Raw genomic sequence first — 18,656 nt, forward strand, 5'->3', positions numbered from 1 at the left:
ATGAGGCACGGCACCCGGCTGGGCGTCGACCCGGGCGACGCCCGGATCGGCGTGGCGCGCAGCGACCCCTCGGGGATGCTGGCCACGCCGGTGGAGACGGTGCGCCGCGGCAAGGGCGACCTGGCGCGGCTGCGCCGGATCGTGGCCGACCTGGCGGAGGAGACCACCGTCCTCGAGGTCGTGGTCGGGCTGCCGCGCTCGCTGCACGGCGGTGAGGGGCCTGCGGCGGCGAAGGTCCGGGAGTTCGCCGCGTCCCTCGCCGAGCGGCTCGACGTGCCCGTGCGGCTCGTCGACGAGCGGCTCTCCACGGTTTCGGCGGAGGCTATGCTCCGCGACCAGGGTCGCAAGGGCGCCAAGCGCCGTGCGGTCGTCGACCAGGCGGCGGCCGTCGTGATCCTGCAGCACGCGCTCGACACCGAGCGCGCCTCGGGGGCTGCGCCCGGCGAGGTCGTGGCGAGGACGGACGAGGGGACGCAGTCATGAGCGAGGACCAGCACGTCGACGAGCTCGTCCCGGAGGGACGACGCCGGCGCAAGCGCAGCCGGGTGCCCGGGTGCCTGGCGGTGCTGGTGGCCCTGGCCGTCATCGCCGGGGGCCTGTGGTGGGCCGGCAACGCCGGCCTCGCCGCGCTGCGCGACCTGGTCGAGGACCCGGAGGACTACCCCGGTCCCGGACGCGGCTCGGTCGTCTTCGAGGTTGCCAGCGGCGACAGCTCCACCATCATCTGCCGCAACCTCAAGGACCAGGACGTCGTGGCGTCCGTGGACGCCTGCATCGCCGCGGCCAATGCCAACCCCGGCTCCGGCGGCATCCAGGTCGGCTTCTACGAGCTGAAGAAGGAGATGGCCTCCGAGGACGCCTTCGACGTGCTCGTGGACCCGGCCAACCTGGTGACCAGCAGCGTCACGATCCCCGAGGGTCTCAACACCGACCAGATCGTCGCGCTGCTGGCCGAGGGCACCGACTTCTCCGCCGCGCAGTTCCAGAAGCACCTCGACGACCCCGCGAAGATCGGCCTGCCCGACTACGCCGGCGGCGACGCCGAGGGCTACCTCTTCCCGGCCACCTACGCCTTCGGCCCGAAGGCCAAGCCGGCCGACATGCTCGCGGCGATGGTCGACCGCTGGCGCCAGGCCGCCGACGAGGCCGGGCTGGAGGAGGCGGCCGAGCGGCTCGGCTACACCCCCCACGAGCTGATGACGATCGCCAGCCTGGTCGAGGCCGAGGGCCGCGGCGACGACATGCCGAAGGTCGCGCGGGTGATCTACAACCGGGTCGAGAACCCCGACAACGGGGTCACCAACGGCCTGCTCCAGATCGACGCCGCGGTCAACTACGCGCTCGGCAAGGAGCCCATCGCCCGGCTGACCACCGACCAGATCGAGTCGGTCTCGGACTCGCCGTACAACACCTACACCCAGCCGGGGCTCCCGCCCGGCCCGATCGAGGCGCCCGGCGACGCGGCGATCGACGCGGCCGCCAACCCGGCGGACGGCCCGTGGCTGTTCTACGTCACGGTGAACCTCGAGACCGGCGAGACCAAGTTCACCGAGTCCTACGACGAGTTCCTCTCCTTCCGCGGCGAGCTGGACGAGTACTGCGCCACGCAGTCCGACCGCTGCTGAGCCGGCCGTGACCGCGTCGACCACCCGGTGCGCGGTGCTCGGCGACCCCGTCGAGCACTCGCTGTCACCGGCCCTGCACCGGGCGGCGTACGCCTGGCTGGGGCTCGAGGGGTGGCACTACGACCCCGTGCGGGTGCCCGGCGGCACGCTCCCGGACTTCCTCGACGGCCTCGGGCCGGAGTGGCGCGGTCTCTCGCTCACGATGCCGCTCAAGCGTGAGCTGCTCGCGCTGGCCGGCGAGCGGGGCTGGGAGGTCTCGGGCCGCGCCTGGTCCGCGGGCGGCGCGAACACGCTGGTGCGCGAGGGCGGGGGGTGGCGCGGCGACAACACCGACCTCCCGGGAGCCGTGGCCGCGGTGCGGGAGCGGCACGACGGTCCGGTGGGGCGGGTCCTGGTCCTGGGCGGCGGCGCCACCGCGGCCTCGATCGGGCTCGCGCTGTGCGACCTCGGCGCCCGTGAGGTGACGCTGCTGGTGCGCTCGGCCGACCGGGCCGCGGAGACGCTGCGCACGGTCGCGGCGCACGCCTCGGCGCCGGACGTGCGGGCGCTCGAGCCGGCGGCCACCCGGCAGGACGGCGGGGTCCCGGCCGCCGACGTCCTCGTCTCGACGGTCCCCGCCGGCGCCCAGGACCCGGGACTGCTGGCCGCCTGCGGCGCCGCGCTGCTCTTCGAGGCCGTCTACGACCCGTGGCCCACGCCGCTGGCCGCGGCCGCGCTCGACCGTGGCACCGCCCTCGTCTCGGGCCTGGACCTGCTCGTCCACCAGGCCGCTCTCCAGGTCGAGCAGTTCACCGGCCGGACCGTGCCCGTCGAGGTCCTGCGCTCGGCCGGCGAGGCGGCACTGGCGGCGCGGGGCCACGGGTGAGCAGCCTGCCCGCCGTGTGGGAGGGCGCCCTGCTGGGCGGCCTGCTCTGCGGCCTGCTGTCGCTGGCCGTCCCGTGGGTGGTGCGGATGCTGCCGGAGCCGGCGCCGGACCCCGATCGCGGGGAGGGCGAGCCGGGCGCGCCCCCCAAGCCGACGTACGCCGCCCTCGGATCGCGCCCGGGCCTGCTGCCCGGCGCGGTGCTCTCCGGGCTCGCCGCGGGCGCGCTGGCGGGCGGCGTCGTGGGCCCCGGGTGGACCCTGGCCCTCGTGGTGCTCGCCGTCCCGGTGTGCGTCGCCCTGGCGTTCGTCGACTGGCACACCCGGCTGCTGCCGTCGCGGCTGGTGCTGCCCGCGACCGGGCTGCTGCTGCTCGTGGTGGCCGTGGAGTGGGCCGTCACCGGCGACCGAGACGACCCGCTGCGGGCGGTGCTGGGGCTGCTGGTGGCCCGTTCGCTCTTCTGGGTGCTGTGGTTCGTGCACTCGGCCGGCATGGGCTTCGGCGACGTCCGGCTGGCGGCGCTGCTCGGCCTGGTGCTCGCCCACGCGGGCTGGGCCGAGCTCGCGGTCGGCGTCTACGCGCCGTTCCTGCTCTTCGCGGTGCCGGGGGTCGTGCTCGCGCTGGTGCGCCGCGACCGCGGCCTGCTGCGGGTGGCCTACCCGTTCGGTCCGTTCATGGTCCTGGGCGCGCTCGTCGGGCTGTGCCTGGGCCCGGTGCTGCTGGGAAGTCTCACGGGCGCCTGACCGGCAGGGGAGCGCTGCCGCCTGCGTGGAAGACTGGCCCCATGCTGCGTTGGCTCACCGCGGGCGAGTCCCACGGCCCGTCCCTGGTCGCGATCCTCGAGGGGCTCCCCGCCCACGTGGAGGTCACCTCCGACGACATCGCCGACTCCCTGGCCCGGCGCCGCCTGGGCTACGGCCGCGGCGCGCGGATGAAGTTCGAGCAGGACCAGGTCACCATCACCGGCGGCGTGCGGCACGGCCGCACCCAGGGCGGACCGGTCGCCATCACCGTCGGCAACACCGAGTGGCCCAAGTGGGAGACCGTGATGTCCGCGGACCCGGTCGACCCCTCGCTGCTCAAGGACACCGGCCGCAACGCCCCGCTGACCCGGCCGCGACCCGGGCACGCCGACCTGGCCGGCATGCAGAAGTACGACTTCGACGAGGCCCGCCCGATCCTCGAGCGCGCCTCGGCCCGCGAGACCGCGGCCCGGGTGGCGCTGGGCCGGGTCGCCAGCAACTTCCTGCAGCAGGTCGCCGACATCGGCATCGTCTCCCACGTCATCGAGCTCGGTGGCGTCCGCGCGCCCAGCGGCTCCTGGCCGGAGTCGGCCTCCGCCGAGGTCGTCGCGCGGCTCGACGAGGACCCGGTCCGCTGCCTCGACCCCGACACCGCCCAGGCGATGGTCGAGCGGATCGACCAGGCCCACAAGGACGGCGACACCCTCGGCGGTGTCGTGGAGGTCGTCGTCCACGGGCTCCCGCCGGGCCTGGGCTCGCACGTGCACTGGGACCGTCGCCTCGACAGCCGCCTGGCGGGCGCGCTCATGGGCATCCAGGCGATCAAGGGCGTCGAGGTCGGCGACGGCTTCGAGCTGGCTGCGACCCCGGGCTCGCTGGCGCACGACGAGATGGTGCCTGCCGAGGGCGGCATCCGGCGCGTCTCCGCCCGCTCGGGCGGCACCGAGGGTGGCATGACCACCGGCGAGGTGCTGCGCGTCCGGGCCGCGATGAAGCCGATCGCGACCGTCCCGCGCGCCCTGCGCACCGTCGACGTCGCGACGGGCGAGGCGACGGTGGCCCACCACCAGCGCTCCGACGTCTGCGCCGTCCCGGCCGCCGGCATCGTCGCCGAGGCGATGGTCGCGCTCGTGCTGGCCGACGCCGTGCTGGAGAAGTTCGGCGGCGACTCGGTCGGCGAGACCCGCCGCAACGTCGAGTCCTACCTCGCCGCCCTTCCCGAGCAGCTCACCTGGAACCGCGGGTGAGCGGCCCCGGTCCGCGGGTGGTCCTGGTCGGCCCGATGGGGGCCGGCAAGACGACCGTCGGCGAGCTGCTCGCCGCCCGCTGGGGCGTGCAGGTCCGTGACACCGACGCCGACATCGTCGCCGCGCAGGGCAAGGAGATCTCCGAGATCTTCGTCGACGACGGCGAGGCCGCCTTCCGCGCCCTCGAGCGCGAGGCGGTGGCCCGTGCCCTGGCCGAACACGACGGGGTGCTGTCGCTGGGCGGGGGAGCGGTGCTGGACCCGGGCACCCGCGACCTGCTCGCCGGGCACACCGTGGTCTTCTTGAACGTCGGGCTCACCGACGCGGTGAAGCGGGTCGGGCTCGGCACGTCGCGGCCGCTGCTCATGGGCAACGTCCGGGGACGCATCAAGGCACTGCTGGACGAGCGCACGCCGGTCTACACCTCCGTCGCGACGTTCACCGTCGACACCGACGGCCGGACGCCCGACGAGGTGGCCGACCAGGTCGCCGACGAGGTGGCCGCCCGTGCCTGAGCCCGACAGCACCGTCCTGCACGTCGGCGGCGCCAGCCCGTACGACGTCGTCGTCGGCCACGGCGTCGCCGAGCGCCTCACGGGGTTGCTGGGCGAGGGTGGCGCTGGCCCGAGCCGGGTCGCCCTCGTGGTGCCCGAGACGCTGCGCGAGCTGGCCGGGCCCGTGCGCGAGGCGCTCTCCGCGGCGTACCGGCTGACCGAGGTGGTCGTCCCCGACGGCGAGGCGGCCAAGACCGTCGCCACTGCCGCGGCCTGCTGGGACCGGCTGGGGGAGGCCGGGTTCACCCGCTCCGACGCCGTGGTCACCTTCGGCGGCGGCGCGACCACCGACCTGGGCGGCTGGGTGGCGGCCGGCTGGCTGCGGGGCGTGCCGGTCGTGCACGTGCCCACCACGCTGCTGGCGATGGTCGACGCGGCGGTGGGCGGCAAGACCGGCGTCAACACCGCTGCCGGCAAGAACCTCGTCGGCGCCTTCCACGAGCCCGCCGGCGTCCTGTGCGACCTGTCGCTGCTGCGCACGCTGCCCCGTGCCGACCTGGTCGCGGGGATGGGCGAGGTCGTGAAGTGCGGCTTCATCGCCGACCCCCGGATCCTGACGCTCGTCGAGACCACCGACCCGGCGACGCTCGACGCGGACAGCCCCGTGCTGCGCGAGCTGGTGGAGCGCTCGGTGCAGGTCAAGATCGACGTGGTGGTCGGGGACCTCAAGGAGACCGCCGGCACCGCCGGAGAGGGTCACCCTGGGAGGGAGGCCCTCAACTACGGCCACACCATGGGCCACGCGATCGAGCGCGCCGAGGACTACCGCATGCGCCACGGGGAGGCGGTCTCGGTCGGGGCGGTCTTCGTCGCCGAGCTGGCCCGCCTGGCCGGGGTCCTGGACGAGGCGACCGCGGCGCGGCACGCCTCGGCCTTCGGGCGCGTGGGGCTGCCCACGGGCTACGCCGGAGCCGGGTACGACGAGCTGCGGGCCGCGATGGCGGTGGACAAGAAGTCGCGCGGCGACCAGCTGCGCTTCGTGGTGCTGCACGACCTGGCCGACCCGCGGGTCCTGGCCGGGCCGGCCGAGGAGCACCTGCGGGCGGCGTACGACGCGATGGTGGCGCGAGCATGAGCACGCCGGTGCTGGTCCTCAACGGGCCCAACCTGGGGCGGCTGGGCCGCCGGCAGCCGGAGATCTACGGCTCGACGACCCACGACGAGCTGGTCGAGCTGTGCGAGCGGTGGGGCCGCGAGCGTGGGCTGGACGTGCAGGTGCGCCAGACCAACCACGAGGGCCGGATGCTCGACTGGCTGAACGAGGCCGCCGACTCGGCCACCCCGGTAGTGCTCAACGCTGCGGCGTGGACGCACTACTCCTACGCGATCTTCGACGCGTGCGCCCAGCTGGTCGCACCGCTGGTCGAGGTGCACATCTCGCAGCCCAAGGACCGGCCGGAGGAGTTCCGGCACCACTCGGTGGTGACCGAGCACGCGGTCGAGGTCGTGGCAGGGCACGGGATCGAGGGTTACCGGATGGCCCTCGACGTGCTCGTGCGCCACCTCGCCCCGTAGACTCCGGCGCTGGCCCCCGGGCCGCCCTCGACTCTCGCTCCACCCCTCTGACTGGCAAAGGCTGACGCGCGCACATGGCAACGACGAACGACCTCAAGAACGGCATGGTCCTCAACCTCGACGGTCAGCTCTGGGCCGTGGTGGAGTTCCAGCACGTGAAGCCGGGCAAGGGTCCTGCGTTCGTGCGCACCAAGCTGAAGAACGTCGAGTCCAACAAGACCGTCGACAAGACCTTCAACGCCGGCACCAAGGTCGAGACCGCCACCGTCGACAAGCGCAACTACCAGTACCTCTACAACGACGGCACGTCCTACGTCTTCATGGACACCAGCTCCTACGAGCAGCTCGAGGTCGCGCCCGAGATCGTCGGTGACGCCGCGAACTTCCTGCTCGAGAACAACGAGGCCATCGTGGCCACCAACGAGGGCCGCGTGCTCTTCGTCGAGCTGCCGCCGTCGGTCGAGATGGAGATCACCTTCACCGAGCCCGGCGTCGCCGGCGACTCCGCCACCGGCCGCACCAAGCCGGCCACGCTCGAGACCGGCCACGAGATCCAGGTGCCGCTCTTCATCAACCAGGGGGAGCGGGTCAAGGTCGACACCCGCGACTCGTCCTACCTCGGCCGCGTGAAGGGCTGAGGCACCGCCTGTGTCCGCCCGTTCCAAGGCCCGCAAGCGGGCGCTGGACGTGCTGTTCTCCGCCGAGCTGCGGGGTGAGTCGCCGGTGGAGGCGCTCCAGCGCGTGACCACCGACGGCCCGGCCCCCACGAACGACTACACCGGAGTCCTGGTGCGCGGCGTCGCCGACCACCAGGCGCGGATCGACGAGCTGCTCTCGCAGTACTCCAAGGACTGGACGCTGGAGCGGATGCCGACCGTGGACCGCAACGTCCTGCGGCTCGGCGTCTACGAGCTGGTCTGGGCCGAGGACGTGCCCGACCAGGTCGCGGTCTCCGAGGCCACCGAGCTGGTGCGAGAGCTGTCCACCGACGACTCGCCGACCTTCGTCAGCGGCCTGCTGAGCGCGATCCTGCGGGACAAGGCCACCCTCGAGGTCTGATGCCCGCCGGCCGCTCCTGGCAGGGTGGGCGGCATGAGCGACACGGAGCAGACCTGCGACCTCGTGGTCATCGGGCTCGGCCCGGGCGGCGAGGCCCTCGCCAGCGGCGCGGCCGAGGCCGGCCTGAGGGTCGTGGCGGTGGACAGGCACCTCGTGGGCGGGGAGTGCCCCTACTACGGGTGCGTCCCGTCGAAGATGATGGTCCGCGCGGCCGACCTGCTGGCCGAGGCAGGTCGGGTGGCGGGGGTCGCCGGGTCCGTCACCGTCGAGCCCTCCTGGGCGCCGGTCGCCACCCGGATCGCCGAGCAGGCCACCGACCACTGGGACGACGCCGTCGCGGTCGACCGGCTGCGGGAGGCCGGGGCGAGCGTGCTCCACGGCACCGCGCGCCTCGCCGGTCCCGGCCGGGTCGAGGTCGAGGCCCCCGACGGGTCGCTGACGTCGTACGTCGCGGAGCGGGGGGTGGTCCTGAACCCCGGCACCCGGCCGGCGCGGCTGCCGATCGACGGCCTCGAGGGCACGCCGTACTGGACCAACCGCGACGCGGTGAAGGTGGCCTCGCTGCCGTCCTCGCTGGTGGTGGTCGGCGGTGGTCCCATCGGGTGCGAGATGGCCCAGGTGTTCGCCCGCTTCGGTGTGCGCGTGACCGTGCTCGAGGCCGGGCCCCGCATCCTGGGGCCGCTCGAGCCGGAGGCGTCCGAGGCGCTGGCCGCGGTGCTCGTGCACGAGGGCGTGCGGGTCATGGCCGGTGTCTCGATCGGCTCGGTGGCCCACGCGGACGGGCAGTTCACGCTCGAGGTCGACGGGGAGACCGTGACCGCCGAGAAGCTGCTCGTGGCCGCGGGCCGCACCCCGAACCTCGACGACCTCGGGCTGGAGACGGTGGGCCTGGACCCGACCGCGCGCTCGCTGGAGGTCGACGAGCGGCTGCGGGTCAGCACCGACGGGGGCGGGGCCGGGGGCCTGTGGGCGATCGGCGACGTGACCGGCAAGGGGGCCTTCACCCACGTCTCGATGTACCAGTCGGCCATCGCGCTGCGCGACGTGCTGGGCCAGGACGGGCCGCCGGCGAGCTACCACGCGCTGCCGCACGTGACCTTCACCGACCCCGAGGTGGCGGGCGTGGGCCTGACCGAGCACCAGGCACGCGAGCGGGGGCTGCGCGTGCAGGTCGGGTCGGGCGGTCTCGGCTCGCGTGGCTGGCTGCACGGGCCCGGTGGCGACGGCCTGGTGAAGCTGGTGGCCGACGCCGACCGCGAGGTGCTCGTGGGCGCCACCGTCGTCGGACCGGCCGCCGGCGAGGTGCTCGGCCACCTCGCGCTGGCGGTGCACGCCGAGGTGCCGCTGCCCACCCTGCGCTCGATGATCTACGCCTACCCGACCTTCCACCGGGCGATCGAGAGCGCGCTGGCCGACCTGTCCTGACCGGGTGGTGTGCGTCCCCCGCGGGGGTGGGTAGACCGGACCCCATGGGAGCAGTCGGCGGAGCAGCGCAGGACCTGGCACGACGCGGCGACGACCACCCGTGGGTGCGCACCGCGGCGCGGCTCGGGATGGTCGCCTACGGCGTGGTCAACCTGCTCATCGGGTGGTTGGCCCTGCAGCTGGCCCTGGGCGACCAGTCCGGGAGCGCCAGCAGCAGCGGTGCGCTGCACGAGCTGGCGGACCAGCCGCTCGGCGCCGCCCTGGTGTGGGGCGTGGCGGTCGGGATGCTGCTGCTGGTGGTGTGGCGCGTGCTCGAGGTCGTCGTCGACCACGAGTGGGGTGCCGGCGTGAAGGCCGTGCTGTACGCCGCCATCGGGGTCTCGGCCGTGCAGGTCGCGCTCGGCGACGGCTCGCAGGGCGGCACCGACTCGTGGACCGCCGAGCTGATGGGCATGCCCGGCGGGCAGCTCCTGGTCGGGGCGGTCGGGCTCGGCATCATCGGCTACGGCCTCCACCAGGTCCACAAGGGCTGGACCGAGGGCTTCCGCGAGGACCTCGAGGCCGGGGCGACCAGCGGGGACGTCGGGTCGGCGTACGTGCTGCTCGGGAAGGTGGGCTACGTCGCCAAGGGGATCGCCGTGGGCATCATCGGCGGTCTCTTCGTGTGGGCGGCGCTCGAGCACTCGGCGAAGAAGTCCGGCGGGCTCGACGTCGCGCTGCAGACGGTCCTGGAGGCACCGGCCGGTCCGGTGCTGCTGGGGGCGATCGCGCTCGGCATCCTGGCCTACGGCGTCTTCTGCCTGGCCCGCGCCAGGCACCTCAGCACGTGAGCGCACCTGTGACGACCCACGAGGTCGACGTCGTCCTGCTCGGGGTCGGCTCCGGCGGGGAGCTGGCCGCCAGCAGGTTGGCGCGGGCCGGGCTCGAGGTCGCGGCGGTCGAGTCCCGCCTCGTGGGCGGCGAGTGCCCGTTCTGGGGCTGCACGCCCTCGAAGCTGCTCATCCGCTCCGCCCACGCCCTGGCCGAGGCCCGCGTGGCGGCACGGCTCTCCGGCCGCGTGGAGGTGGTCGAGCCCTCGCTGGCGCCCGCCGCCGGTCGCATCCGGGAGTCCGGCCACGACTGGCACGACGACGCCCATGCTGGCCCGCTGGTCGACAAGGGTGTCCTGCTCGTGCGTGGCCGCGGCCGCCTCGACGGTCCGGGCCGGGTGCGCGTGGAGACCGAGGAGGGCCCGGTGCTCCTCGTGGGCCGTCGCGGGGTCGTCCTCAACACCGGGACCTCGCCCGGCGTCCCGCCCGTGGAGGGGCTGGCCGGGACGCCGTACTGGACCAACCGCGAAGCGGTGCACCTCGAGGAGGTGCCGCGCTCCGTCGCCGTGCTGGGTGGGGGCAACATCGGCGCCGAGCTCACGCAGGTCCTGGCGCGGATGGGCACGCAGGTGACCCTGCTGGAGCAGGGTGAGCGGATCCTGGCCGGCGAGGAGCCCGAGGCCTCGGCGGTGGTGACGCAGGTGTTCCGTGACGAGGGCGTCGACGTCCGCACCAACGTGTCGGTGGACCGGGTCACCCACGGGGCGGGGCGCTTCCTGCTGGACGTGGACGGTGGCCGGCTCGAGGTCGAGCGGCTGCTCGTGGCCGCCGGTCGCTCGCCCAACCTCGGCGACGTCGGGCTGGAGACCGTCGGGCTGGACCCGGAGGCCGACGCGGTCGAGGTCGACGAGCGCTGCCGCGCGGGGGAGCGGCTGTGGGCGGTCGGCGACATCACCGGGCGCGGTCCGTTCACGCACGTGTCTCTCTACCAGGGAGAGATCGTCGTGCGGGACCTGCTCGGCGAGGACGGACCGTGGGGGGAGTACCACGCGGTCGCGCGGGTCACGTACACCGATCCCGAGGTCGGCTCGGTCGGCATGACCGAGGCCCAGGCGCGCGAGGAGGGGATCGAGGTCGCCGTGGGCACGGCGGAGGTCGGATCCAGCCCGCGCGGCTGGATCCACGAGGCGCCGGGTGTCGTGAAGGTCGTGGCGGACGCCTCGAGCGGGGTCGTCGTCGGGGCGACCACGGTGGCGCCGTACGGCGGGGAGGTGCTGGGCCTGCTGAGCACCGCGGTCCACGCGCGGCTCACCGTGCCGGTGCTGAGCCGCATGCACTTCGCGTACCCCACCTTCCACCGGGTCGTCCGGGACGCCCTGCGCGACACGGGGCTGTGACTGGGCGGGTGTGGTCGGCCGCCGTCCTGGGAAGGACACGGTGGTCCGTCCCCACATCTCGGAGGAAGCGATGACCCAGGGCACGTCCGGTGACACCAGCGACCGGCTCTACACGACCGAGGAGCTGGCGGCGTACGGACGCCGCCGCGACCCGCTCGCGGACCCCTGGGTCGAGCCCGCGGGCACCGGCACGACACAGGTGGCAGCCGTCCCGGCCGCTCCCGGGGCCGCCGCGGCGGTCGGCCCCGCGGCCCCGGAGGCGCCGCGTCGCTTCATGACCGCCACGGACTTCCTGGACCGGCGGGCCGACGAGGTCGGGTTCGGCCCCGCGACCTGGGGCTGGCGCGGCTGGCTCAACCGGGCCACCGGCGGGCTGCTCAAGCTGGGGATGGGCCCCTCGGAGGCCGAGCACGAGTCGCTGCGCCGCACGCTGCAGCGCGACTTCGACGGCCCGCGGACGATCGCGTTCATCAACCCCAAGGGCGGTGCGGCCAAGACGACCGGTGTCCTCGCCGCCGGCTACACCTTCGGCACCGTGCGCGGCGGCGGCGTGGTCGCGTGGGACAACAACGAGACCCGCGGCACGCTCGGCATCCGCGGGACGCGCAGCAGCCACCGCAACACCACGCGTGAGCTGCTCGAGGACCTCGAGCGGTTCAGCGACGTCTACCAGTCGCGGATCGGCGACCTCGGGGCGTTCGTCCGCTCCCAGGGCGACGCGCACTTCGACGTGCTGGCCTCCGACGAGCGGCCCGACGTGACCGGCACGATCCGCGCCGACGACTACGTGGCGGTCCACAAGCTGCTCGAGCGCTTCTACCGGATCCTGCTCATCGACACCGGCAACAACATGCGCGCGGAGAACTGGCTCGCGGCCGCCGAGTCCGCCGACCTGCTGGTCGTCACCTCCACCGTGCGCGAGGACACCGGCTACTCCGGGTTGTGGATGCTCGACGCGCTGCAGGACGCGGGCTACGCCGACGTCAAGCACAAGACGATCACCGTGCTCTCCGACCCCTCGCCGAAGGTCGACGACAAGCTCGCCGCGGACCTGGTCGACGTCTACGAGCAGCGCACCCGCGCCGTCTACCGGGTGCCCTACGACCCGGCGCTGGTCGCGGGCTCCGTCGTGCCCTACGCCGAGCTGTCCAAGGCGACCCGGCGCTCCTGGCTGCGCGCCTGCGCGGGGATGGCCGAGGCGCTCTGAGGGAATGATCCGGCCGCTGCGGGGGCTGGGCCAGGCATGCGAGCAGTCGTCTACCGAGAGACCGGGTCCGCCGCCGACGTGCTGGAGGTGGTCGACCGGCCGGTGCCGCCGGTCGGGCCGGGGGAGGCGCGGGTGCGGCTGGTCCGCGCCGGCGTGAACCCGACGGACTGGAAGTTCCGCGCGAACGGCATGAACGGCGCCTGGGACGAGGTGGTGCCCGGGCAGGACGGCGCCGGCGTGGTCGAGGAGGTCGGCGAGGGGGTCGAGGGCCTGGCCATCGGTGACCGCGTGTGGACCATCCTGGCCCAGTGGCAGCGGCCCGGCGGCACGGCCGCCGAGCAGACGGTGCAGCCGGCGAGCCGGCTGGTCCGGCTGCCCGACGCGGCGTCGTACGACCTGGGGGCCTCGCTGGGCGTCCCGGCCGTCACGGCGCACCGGGCGCTGACCTCGGGCTCGGTGCAGCGGCTGGCGCCGGGCGCCCTCGAGGGGCAGGTGGTCCTGGTCGCGGGCGGCGCCGGAGCGGTGGGCAATGCCGCGATCCAGCTGGCCCGCTGGGCCGGTGCCCGGGTCGTGGCCACGGTCAGCAGCGAGGAGAAGGCCGCACTGGCCCGTGCAGCGGGCGCGCACGACGTCGTCGACTACACGGCCGGCACCGACGCCACCGTCGCGGCGGTCCGCGAGGTCGCCCCGGACGGCGTCGACCTGGTCGTCGAGGTGTCGCTGGCCGCCAACATCGCGATCGACGTGGCCGTGGTGCGCACCCACGGGACGATCGCCTACTACGCCGACAACGGGGGTGCCGAGGCGGTGGTCCCGGTGCGGCCGACCTTCGCCGCCAACCTGCGCCTCCAGGGCGTCCTGCTCTACACCCTCGACCCCGCCCTGCTCGCCGCAGCCGCCGAGGACGTCACGGCCGCCGTGGAGGCGGGCGCGCTGCGGGTCGGTGAGGACGCCGGGCTGCCGCTGCACCACTACCCGCTGGAGCAGGCCGCGGACGCCCACGCCGCCGTCGAGGGTGGGGCGGTCGGCAAGGTGCTGCTGGATGTCGAGTAGGCCGCTCGGCGCCGAGCGGGCGGCCGCGCTGCGCGCAGCGCCGCTGACCTACGCGGAGGTGGGAGGCACCTCCCGTGCCGACCTCCCTGCGGGCTACCACCTCGTGGAGGGCTCGCGCACGGTCGTCGGGCGGGACTTCGAGGAGGCCGCCGAGCTGCTGATGACGTGGCAGGTGCCCGTGCGGGCCGGTCTCGGCGTCCTGCCGTCGGCGCCCCGGGTCGCCCTGGACGAGGTGGTCGAGATGCGGGGCGACTCGGGGCTGGCACTGGAGGTCCTGTCCGGCACCTGGCGCCGGACAGGACCTCCACCTCGACCGCGGCTGGTCGACGTGGATGGTCCGCCGCTCGATTCCTCCGACCGCCGCTGGGTCAGAAGACCCCGGCCGGAGCGTGGTGCAGGCCGGTGGCCTGGGCGCCGACGCCGAGGCGCCAGCGGGCCTCAGTGAGCACGTCGGCGGGGAGGCTGCGGCGCACGAGGTCGCGGACGGCGGCGTGGCGGTAGCGGTGGGTCTCGGCGTGCCGCTCGAGCAGGCGCGCCTCGCGGGCGCCGGCGAGCTGGTCCACGCCGGCGGCGGCGTCGAGCAGGGCGCCGGGCGCGTGCGGACCGGCCACGGCCACGACGGCCGCGGCGAGCCGGACGTCCTCGTGCAGGCCCGCGAGCGTCGCGTGCGTCCCGGTGGCAAGGGCGTCGGCGAAGGGGGTGCGCAGCGCGTCGAGGTCCTGCTCGCGGGCCGCCAGGCCGGCGAGGGGGCGCAGCACCTCCGGCTCCAGCAGCGCGCGCAGGTGGGAGACGTGGCCGCGGGTGGCACGCGCGAGCCCGGCGACGAGGAGCTCCTCGGCGAGCCCGGGACGGTGGCCCAGGGCAGGCTCGAGGAGTCGGCGGACGGCGTCGCGGGGCAGCCCGGGGAGGTGGACGACGTCGCGGTCGACGAGGTCACCGGGGTGGACCCCGAGCACGACCCGGCCACCGCGGTCCTCGACCGCGCCCAGGAGCGCCTCGAGGTGCGGCACGGGCACGAGGTGCGCGTCGTCCACCACGACGGTGGGGGAGTCGATGCTGGACAGCAGCGACCCCACCTGCTCGAGCGGGGTGGTGGGCCGCGGCGACCACGGAGACGGTGGCACGCGCAGCACCGGGTGCCCGGCGTCCGCGCGACGGCGTACGACGGTCTCGACCAGCGCGGTCACGCCGGTGCCGGGCATGCCGACCACCTGCACCGAGTCGGTGCGCAGCACCTGCTCGGCGGTGCGCAGCTGGTCGTCGCGACCGACGGGCGCCCTGGCCCCGCTCGTCTCCGCGGCATGGATAGACGACAGCGTCGAGCGCTCCTCGCGCATGTGGGCCCCCCGGCTCGATCAGACGGAGGTCCGAGCGCCCCCGCCTGTCCTCACGCTACCCGCCGAAGCCGACAGCGGCATCCACGACCCGTGCACGGGACGGACACCGGTGGTGAACGACGCGGTGACGGCGGTGGAGGGCGTGGCGCGGGTCAGCCGAAGGGCAGCGGCTCCGGTGCGAGCGAGACCGCCTTGGCCCGGGCCGCGGTGAGCCGGCGTCGGTGGTGCTGGCGGCAGAGCACCTCGTAGGCCACGTTCACGTCGGCGTCACCGGCGCCGGGACCGGGCTGCGGCTGCTCGACGTCCCCGACGACGATCACCTCGCCCTCGACGACCATGACGCCGTTCTCGGTGCGCGCGTTGTGGGTGGCGCGCTTGCCGCACCAGCACAGCGCCTCGACCTGGAGCACGTGCATCCGGTCGGCGAGCTCGACCAGCCGGGCCGACCCGGCGAAGAGGCTGGTGCGGAAATCGGTGAGGATGCCGAAGGCGAAGACGTCGATCTGCAGCTCGTCGACGACCTTGGCCAGCTGGTCGACCTGGTCGGCGGAGTAGAACTGCGCCTCGTCGCAGACGAGGTAGTCGATCCGCGCGCCCTGGGTCAGGCTGTCGACGACGTAGCGCCAGAAGTCGAACCCCTCGTCGACCTCGATCGCCTCGTGCGTGAGCCCGAGACGGCTGGAGAGTCGGCTCGTGCCGGCCCGGTCGCGGGTGACGAAGATCCGGCCCTGGCGGCCTCGCGCGGCGTGGTTGTGGTTGGTCTGGAGCGCCAGCGTGCTCTTGCCGGAGTCCATGGTGCCGGTGAAGAACTGGAGCTCAGCCACGGGGCGAGATCCTAAGCGTGTCGGGCAGGATGATCGCCATGCCCGACCTCCCGGTGTCGCCGCTGGTGTCCACGACCGAGCTCCGCGCGCTGCTGGCCCGCGAGCCGCGGCCGGTGCTGCTGGACGTGCGCTACCGGCTGGGCGGACCGCCCGGCGGGCCCCTGCACGAGGCCGGCCACGTGCCGGGAGCGGCGTACGTCGACCTCGACCGCGACCTGGCGGCGCCGCCCGGTGCGGGCGGTCGGCACCCGCTCCCCGACAGCGCCACCTTCCTCGCGGCCATGCGGGCCGCCGGGGTCCGCACGGACCGACCGGTCGTGGTCTACGACGACTGGTCCGGCCACGCGGCGGCACGCGCCTGGTGGCTGCTGCGGCACCACGGGCACGGTGACGTCCGCGTGCTCGACGGCGGCTGGTCGGCCTGGGTGGCCGAGGACGGCGAGGTCGAGACCGGCCCGGTGGTCCCCGAGCCCGGCGACCTCGACGGGGAGCCGGGACACATGCCGGTCGTCGAGGCCGACGGCGTGCTCGACGTCGGGGTGCTCGTCGACGCCCGCGCCCCCGAGCGCTACCGCGGGGAGGTGGAGCCGGTGGACCCCGTGGCAGGTCACGTCCCCGGCGCGGTGAACGTGCCGACGGCGCGCAACCTCACCGAGGACGGGCGGTTCCGCAGCCGCGAGGAGCTGGCAGAGGTGTACGCAGGGGTCGGTGCGGTCCCGGGGGCCCACGTGGCGGCGTACTGCGGATCCGGGGTCACCGCCTGCCTGGACGTGCTCGCGCTGGAGCTGCTCGGGGTGTCGGCGGCGCTCTACCCGGGGAGCTGGTCGGGGTGGATCACGGACCCTGACCGCGCGGTCGAGGTGGGTGGCTGAGGTCGGCGGGTAGCTCACCCGGTCTCGACACGCGGGCCACGCCTTCGCAGGCTCAGGCGTGCCGCTCGCTCGACCACCATCGACGAGTCCGCTGGCGCGTCCTCGTCACCAGTGAATGCCCTTGAAGACCCTCGCCAGCATGATCTGCTCCGACTCGCGCGAGCCCTGAGCCGCGTCCCCGCGGGCGGCCGCGGAGTCCGGGAACACGTGGTAGGCCATGTTGAGGATCCGGAACGCCAGCTTCGGCGCGACCGTGTGCGCGATCGCGCCGGCGTTGCCGAGTGCGGTGTTGATCTCGTGCGGGCGCTCGACCATCGCCTTGATGACCAGGTCGGCCGCCTGCGCGGGGCTGATGGTGGGGAACTTGTCGTAGATCTTGGTCGGGGCGATCATCGGCGTCCGCACCAGCGGCATGTGGATGCCGGTGAAGGTGATGCCGTCGCCGACCAGCTCGGAGGACACGACGTTCGACCAGCTGTCGAGGGCGGCCTTGGAGGCGACGTACGCCGAGAAGCGAGGCGGGTTCGTCTGCACGCCGATCGAGCTGATGTTCACGATGTGCCCGCGCTTCTGCTCCCGCATCGTCGGGATCAGTCCCATCACGAGGCGGATCGCGCCGAAGTAGTTGAGCTGCATCGTGCGCTCGAAGTCGTGGAACCGGTCGTGCGAGAGCTTGAGCGAGCGGCGGATCGAGCGGCCGGCGTTGTTGACCACGAAGTCGACCGAGGGCAGCTCGGCGGTGATCTGGGCGCACAGCGCGTCGATCGCGTCGAGGTCGGAGAGGTCGCACGGGTAGACGTGCGCCGTGCCGCCGCGGGACTCGATGACCGCCTTGGTCTCCTCGAGCTTGTCCTCGCCGCGGGCGACGAGGACCGGGATGCCGCCGCACTGGGCGACCTTGAGCGCGGTGACCTGGCCGATGCCCGACGAGGCGCCGGTGATGACGACGTGCTTGCCCTCGAGCGCCTCGCGGTTGTCCTCGTCGCGACCGCTGGACTCGTCGAGGTGCTCCTCCCAGTAGCCCCACAGCGTGCGGGCGTAGGACTCCAGCTCGGGGACGCCGATGCCCGAGCCGGCCAGCGCCTTCTCGGTGCGCCGGGAGTCGAACGTGGCGGTGAAGCCCATGTGGCCGAGGATCTCGGCCGGGATGCCGATCGAGCTGGTGACCGGGTCGAGGACCGACTGCACCAGGCCGTTCTTGGCCAGGGCGGAGAAGAAGGTGGAGGGGCGCAGGGCCCGGGGGACCAGCCCCAGCGGGCCGGCCTGGGTGACGCCGCGGTCGATGGGGGTCGCGAAGCGCGGGGCCCCGGCGGCCGCGCAGAACGCGTTGACCAGGTCCACGACCGGCTGCGGGTCGGGGTTGACCAGGTGGAAGGCCTGCCCGTCGAGGTCGGGCTGGTGGGCGATGTGGTCCATCGCCTTGGCGACGTAGTCGACCGGCACCACGTTGGTGTCGCCGAGGTCGACGCCGACCAGCGGCAGCCAGGCGGGGAGCCGGTCGCGCATCATCTTCATGAGCGGGAAGAAGTAGTAGGGCCCGTCGACCTTGTCCATCGCGCCGGTCTGGCTGTCGCCGACCACGATCGCGGGGCGGTAGACCCGCCACGGGACGCTCGCCTCCTCGCGCACGATCCGCTCGGACTCGAACTTCGTGCGGTGGTACGGCGAGGGCAGGTGCTGGCCCTCGTCGAACATCGTCTCGTCGAAGCGGCCGCGGTACTCGCCGGCGGCGGCCACCGAGGAGACCTGGTGGAAGCAGCCGACCTGCAGGTCCTCGGCCAGCGCGACCGCGTGCCGCGTGCCGTCGACGTTCATCACCTGGTTGGTGGCGTCGTCGGCGGTCATGTCGTAGATCGCCGCGAGGTGGAAGAAGTGGTCGATCCGGCCGCGGTGCTCCTCGACCCACGCGGGGTCGACGCCGAGGGCGTCGGCGGAGAGGTCGCCCACGACCGGGGTGACGCGGTCGGTGCCCCACCGCCGGACGAGCGCCTCCATCCGCGCGAGGCTGCCCGAGCGGACGAGCACGAAGACCTCGCCCTCGCGGTGGTCGAGCAGCTCGGCCACGAGGTGACGGCCGATGAACCCGGTGGCGCCGGTCACGAAGTACGACATGGCCGGAGACTAGTC

The 18,656-nt window shown here is 74.1% G+C and carries 20 protein-coding genes; 17 read left to right on the forward strand and 3 right to left on the reverse strand.

The features are described 5' to 3' along the window. From ruvX to ACYVID_RS06025, 16 genes are all read left to right on the forward strand, one after another. Positions 1–483 (forward strand): Holliday junction resolvase RuvX, encoded by a 483-nt coding sequence (gene ruvX, locus ACYVID_RS05950; RefSeq protein WP_460735364.1) that lies wholly within the window; start codon positions 1–3, stop codon positions 481–483. After that, positions 480–1,625, forward strand: coding sequence for an endolytic transglycosylase MltG (gene mltG / locus ACYVID_RS05955; RefSeq protein WP_460735366.1), 1,146 nt, complete (start codon positions 480–482; stop codon positions 1,623–1,625). Before ruvX ends, mltG begins: the two co-directional genes overlap by 4 nt. 7 nt (positions 1,626–1,632) lie before the next feature. Next, the gene (locus ACYVID_RS05960; protein ID WP_460735368.1) at positions 1,633–2,490 is read left to right on the forward strand and encodes a shikimate dehydrogenase; all 858 of its coding nucleotides are present in this window, start codon (positions 1,633–1,635) and stop codon (positions 2,488–2,490) included. Beyond that, complete coding sequence (locus tag ACYVID_RS05965) at positions 2,487–3,230, forward strand: prepilin peptidase (RefSeq protein ID WP_460735370.1); 744 nt, start codon at positions 2,487–2,489, stop codon at positions 3,228–3,230. The genes ACYVID_RS05960 and ACYVID_RS05965 overlap by 4 nt, the downstream gene beginning before the upstream one ends. Before the next feature lie 41 nt (positions 3,231–3,271). Then, positions 3,272–4,477 (forward strand): chorismate synthase, encoded by a 1,206-nt coding sequence (gene aroC / locus ACYVID_RS05970; RefSeq protein ID WP_460735372.1) that lies wholly within the window; start codon positions 3,272–3,274, stop codon positions 4,475–4,477. A gap of 35 nt (positions 4,478–4,512) precedes the next feature. After that, positions 4,513–4,992, forward strand: a complete 480-nt coding sequence (locus ACYVID_RS05975) for a shikimate kinase (RefSeq protein ID WP_460735500.1) — start codon at positions 4,513–4,515, stop codon at positions 4,990–4,992. Next, a complete protein-coding gene (gene aroB / locus ACYVID_RS05980) occupies positions 4,985–6,106 on the forward strand; it encodes a 3-dehydroquinate synthase (RefSeq protein WP_460735374.1) in 1,122 nt (373 codons plus the stop codon). The genes ACYVID_RS05975 and aroB overlap by 8 nt, the downstream gene beginning before the upstream one ends. Further along, on the forward strand, positions 6,103–6,546 hold the full coding sequence (locus ACYVID_RS05985) for a type II 3-dehydroquinate dehydratase (RefSeq protein WP_460735376.1): 444 nt from the start codon (positions 6,103–6,105) through the stop codon (positions 6,544–6,546). The genes aroB and ACYVID_RS05985 overlap by 4 nt, the downstream gene beginning before the upstream one ends. Before the next feature lie 74 nt (positions 6,547–6,620). Then, on the forward strand, positions 6,621–7,184 hold the full coding sequence (gene efp / locus ACYVID_RS05990) for an elongation factor P (RefSeq protein WP_460735378.1): 564 nt from the start codon (positions 6,621–6,623) through the stop codon (positions 7,182–7,184). Between the two features lie 10 nt (positions 7,185–7,194). Next, positions 7,195–7,605: a transcription antitermination factor NusB gene (gene nusB / locus ACYVID_RS05995; protein ID WP_300643298.1), complete on the forward strand. Its 411-nt coding sequence runs from the start codon at positions 7,195–7,197 to the stop codon at positions 7,603–7,605. 33 nt (positions 7,606–7,638) lie between these two features. Continuing rightward, positions 7,639–9,030 (forward strand): dihydrolipoyl dehydrogenase family protein, encoded by a 1,392-nt coding sequence (locus tag ACYVID_RS06000; protein WP_460735380.1) that lies wholly within the window; start codon positions 7,639–7,641, stop codon positions 9,028–9,030. A 44-nt stretch (positions 9,031–9,074) separates the two neighbouring features. Beyond that, the gene (locus ACYVID_RS06005; protein ID WP_460735382.1) at positions 9,075–9,860 is read left to right on the forward strand and encodes a DUF1206 domain-containing protein; all 786 of its coding nucleotides are present in this window, start codon (positions 9,075–9,077) and stop codon (positions 9,858–9,860) included. Further along, a complete protein-coding gene (locus ACYVID_RS06010; RefSeq protein WP_460735384.1) occupies positions 9,857–11,236 on the forward strand; it encodes a dihydrolipoyl dehydrogenase family protein in 1,380 nt (459 codons plus the stop codon). Before ACYVID_RS06005 ends, ACYVID_RS06010 begins: the two co-directional genes overlap by 4 nt. 70 nt (positions 11,237–11,306) lie before the next feature. Beyond that, complete coding sequence (locus ACYVID_RS06015; protein ID WP_460735386.1) at positions 11,307–12,443, forward strand: MinD/ParA family ATP-binding protein; 1,137 nt, start codon at positions 11,307–11,309, stop codon at positions 12,441–12,443. Positions 12,444–12,479: 36 nt separating this feature from the next. Continuing rightward, the gene (locus ACYVID_RS06020) at positions 12,480–13,496 is read left to right on the forward strand and encodes an NADPH:quinone reductase (RefSeq protein WP_460735388.1); all 1,017 of its coding nucleotides are present in this window, start codon (positions 12,480–12,482) and stop codon (positions 13,494–13,496) included. Continuing rightward, complete coding sequence (locus tag ACYVID_RS06025) at positions 13,486–13,941, forward strand: DUF1990 family protein (RefSeq protein WP_460735390.1); 456 nt, start codon at positions 13,486–13,488, stop codon at positions 13,939–13,941. The genes ACYVID_RS06020 and ACYVID_RS06025 overlap by 11 nt, the downstream gene beginning before the upstream one ends. Here the strand turns inward: ACYVID_RS06025 and ACYVID_RS06030 are convergent. Both ACYVID_RS06030 and ACYVID_RS06035 read right to left on the reverse strand, forming a co-directional pair. Next, positions 13,865–14,833, reverse strand: a complete 969-nt coding sequence (locus ACYVID_RS06030) for a hypothetical protein (RefSeq protein WP_460735392.1) — start codon at positions 14,831–14,833, stop codon at positions 13,865–13,867. The genes ACYVID_RS06025 and ACYVID_RS06030 overlap by 77 nt on opposite strands. Positions 14,834–14,985: 152 nt before the next feature. Next, on the reverse strand, positions 14,986–15,657 hold the full coding sequence (locus tag ACYVID_RS06035; protein ID WP_460735394.1) for a thymidine kinase: 672 nt from the start codon (positions 15,655–15,657) through the stop codon (positions 14,986–14,988). Positions 15,658–15,695: 38 nt separating this feature from the next. Here ACYVID_RS06035 and ACYVID_RS06040 point away from each other — a divergent pair, with 38 nt between their 5' ends. After that, positions 15,696–16,529 (forward strand): sulfurtransferase, encoded by an 834-nt coding sequence (locus ACYVID_RS06040; protein ID WP_460735396.1) that lies wholly within the window; start codon positions 15,696–15,698, stop codon positions 16,527–16,529. Positions 16,530–16,634: 105 nt separating this feature from the next. Here ACYVID_RS06040 and ACYVID_RS06045 read toward each other — a convergent pair whose 3' ends face one another. Then, positions 16,635–18,641, reverse strand: a complete 2,007-nt coding sequence (locus ACYVID_RS06045; RefSeq protein ID WP_460735398.1) for an SDR family oxidoreductase — start codon at positions 18,639–18,641, stop codon at positions 16,635–16,637. Positions 18,642–18,656: the final 15 nt, after the last annotated feature.

This window comes from Nocardioides ginkgobilobae (assembly GCF_054781275.1).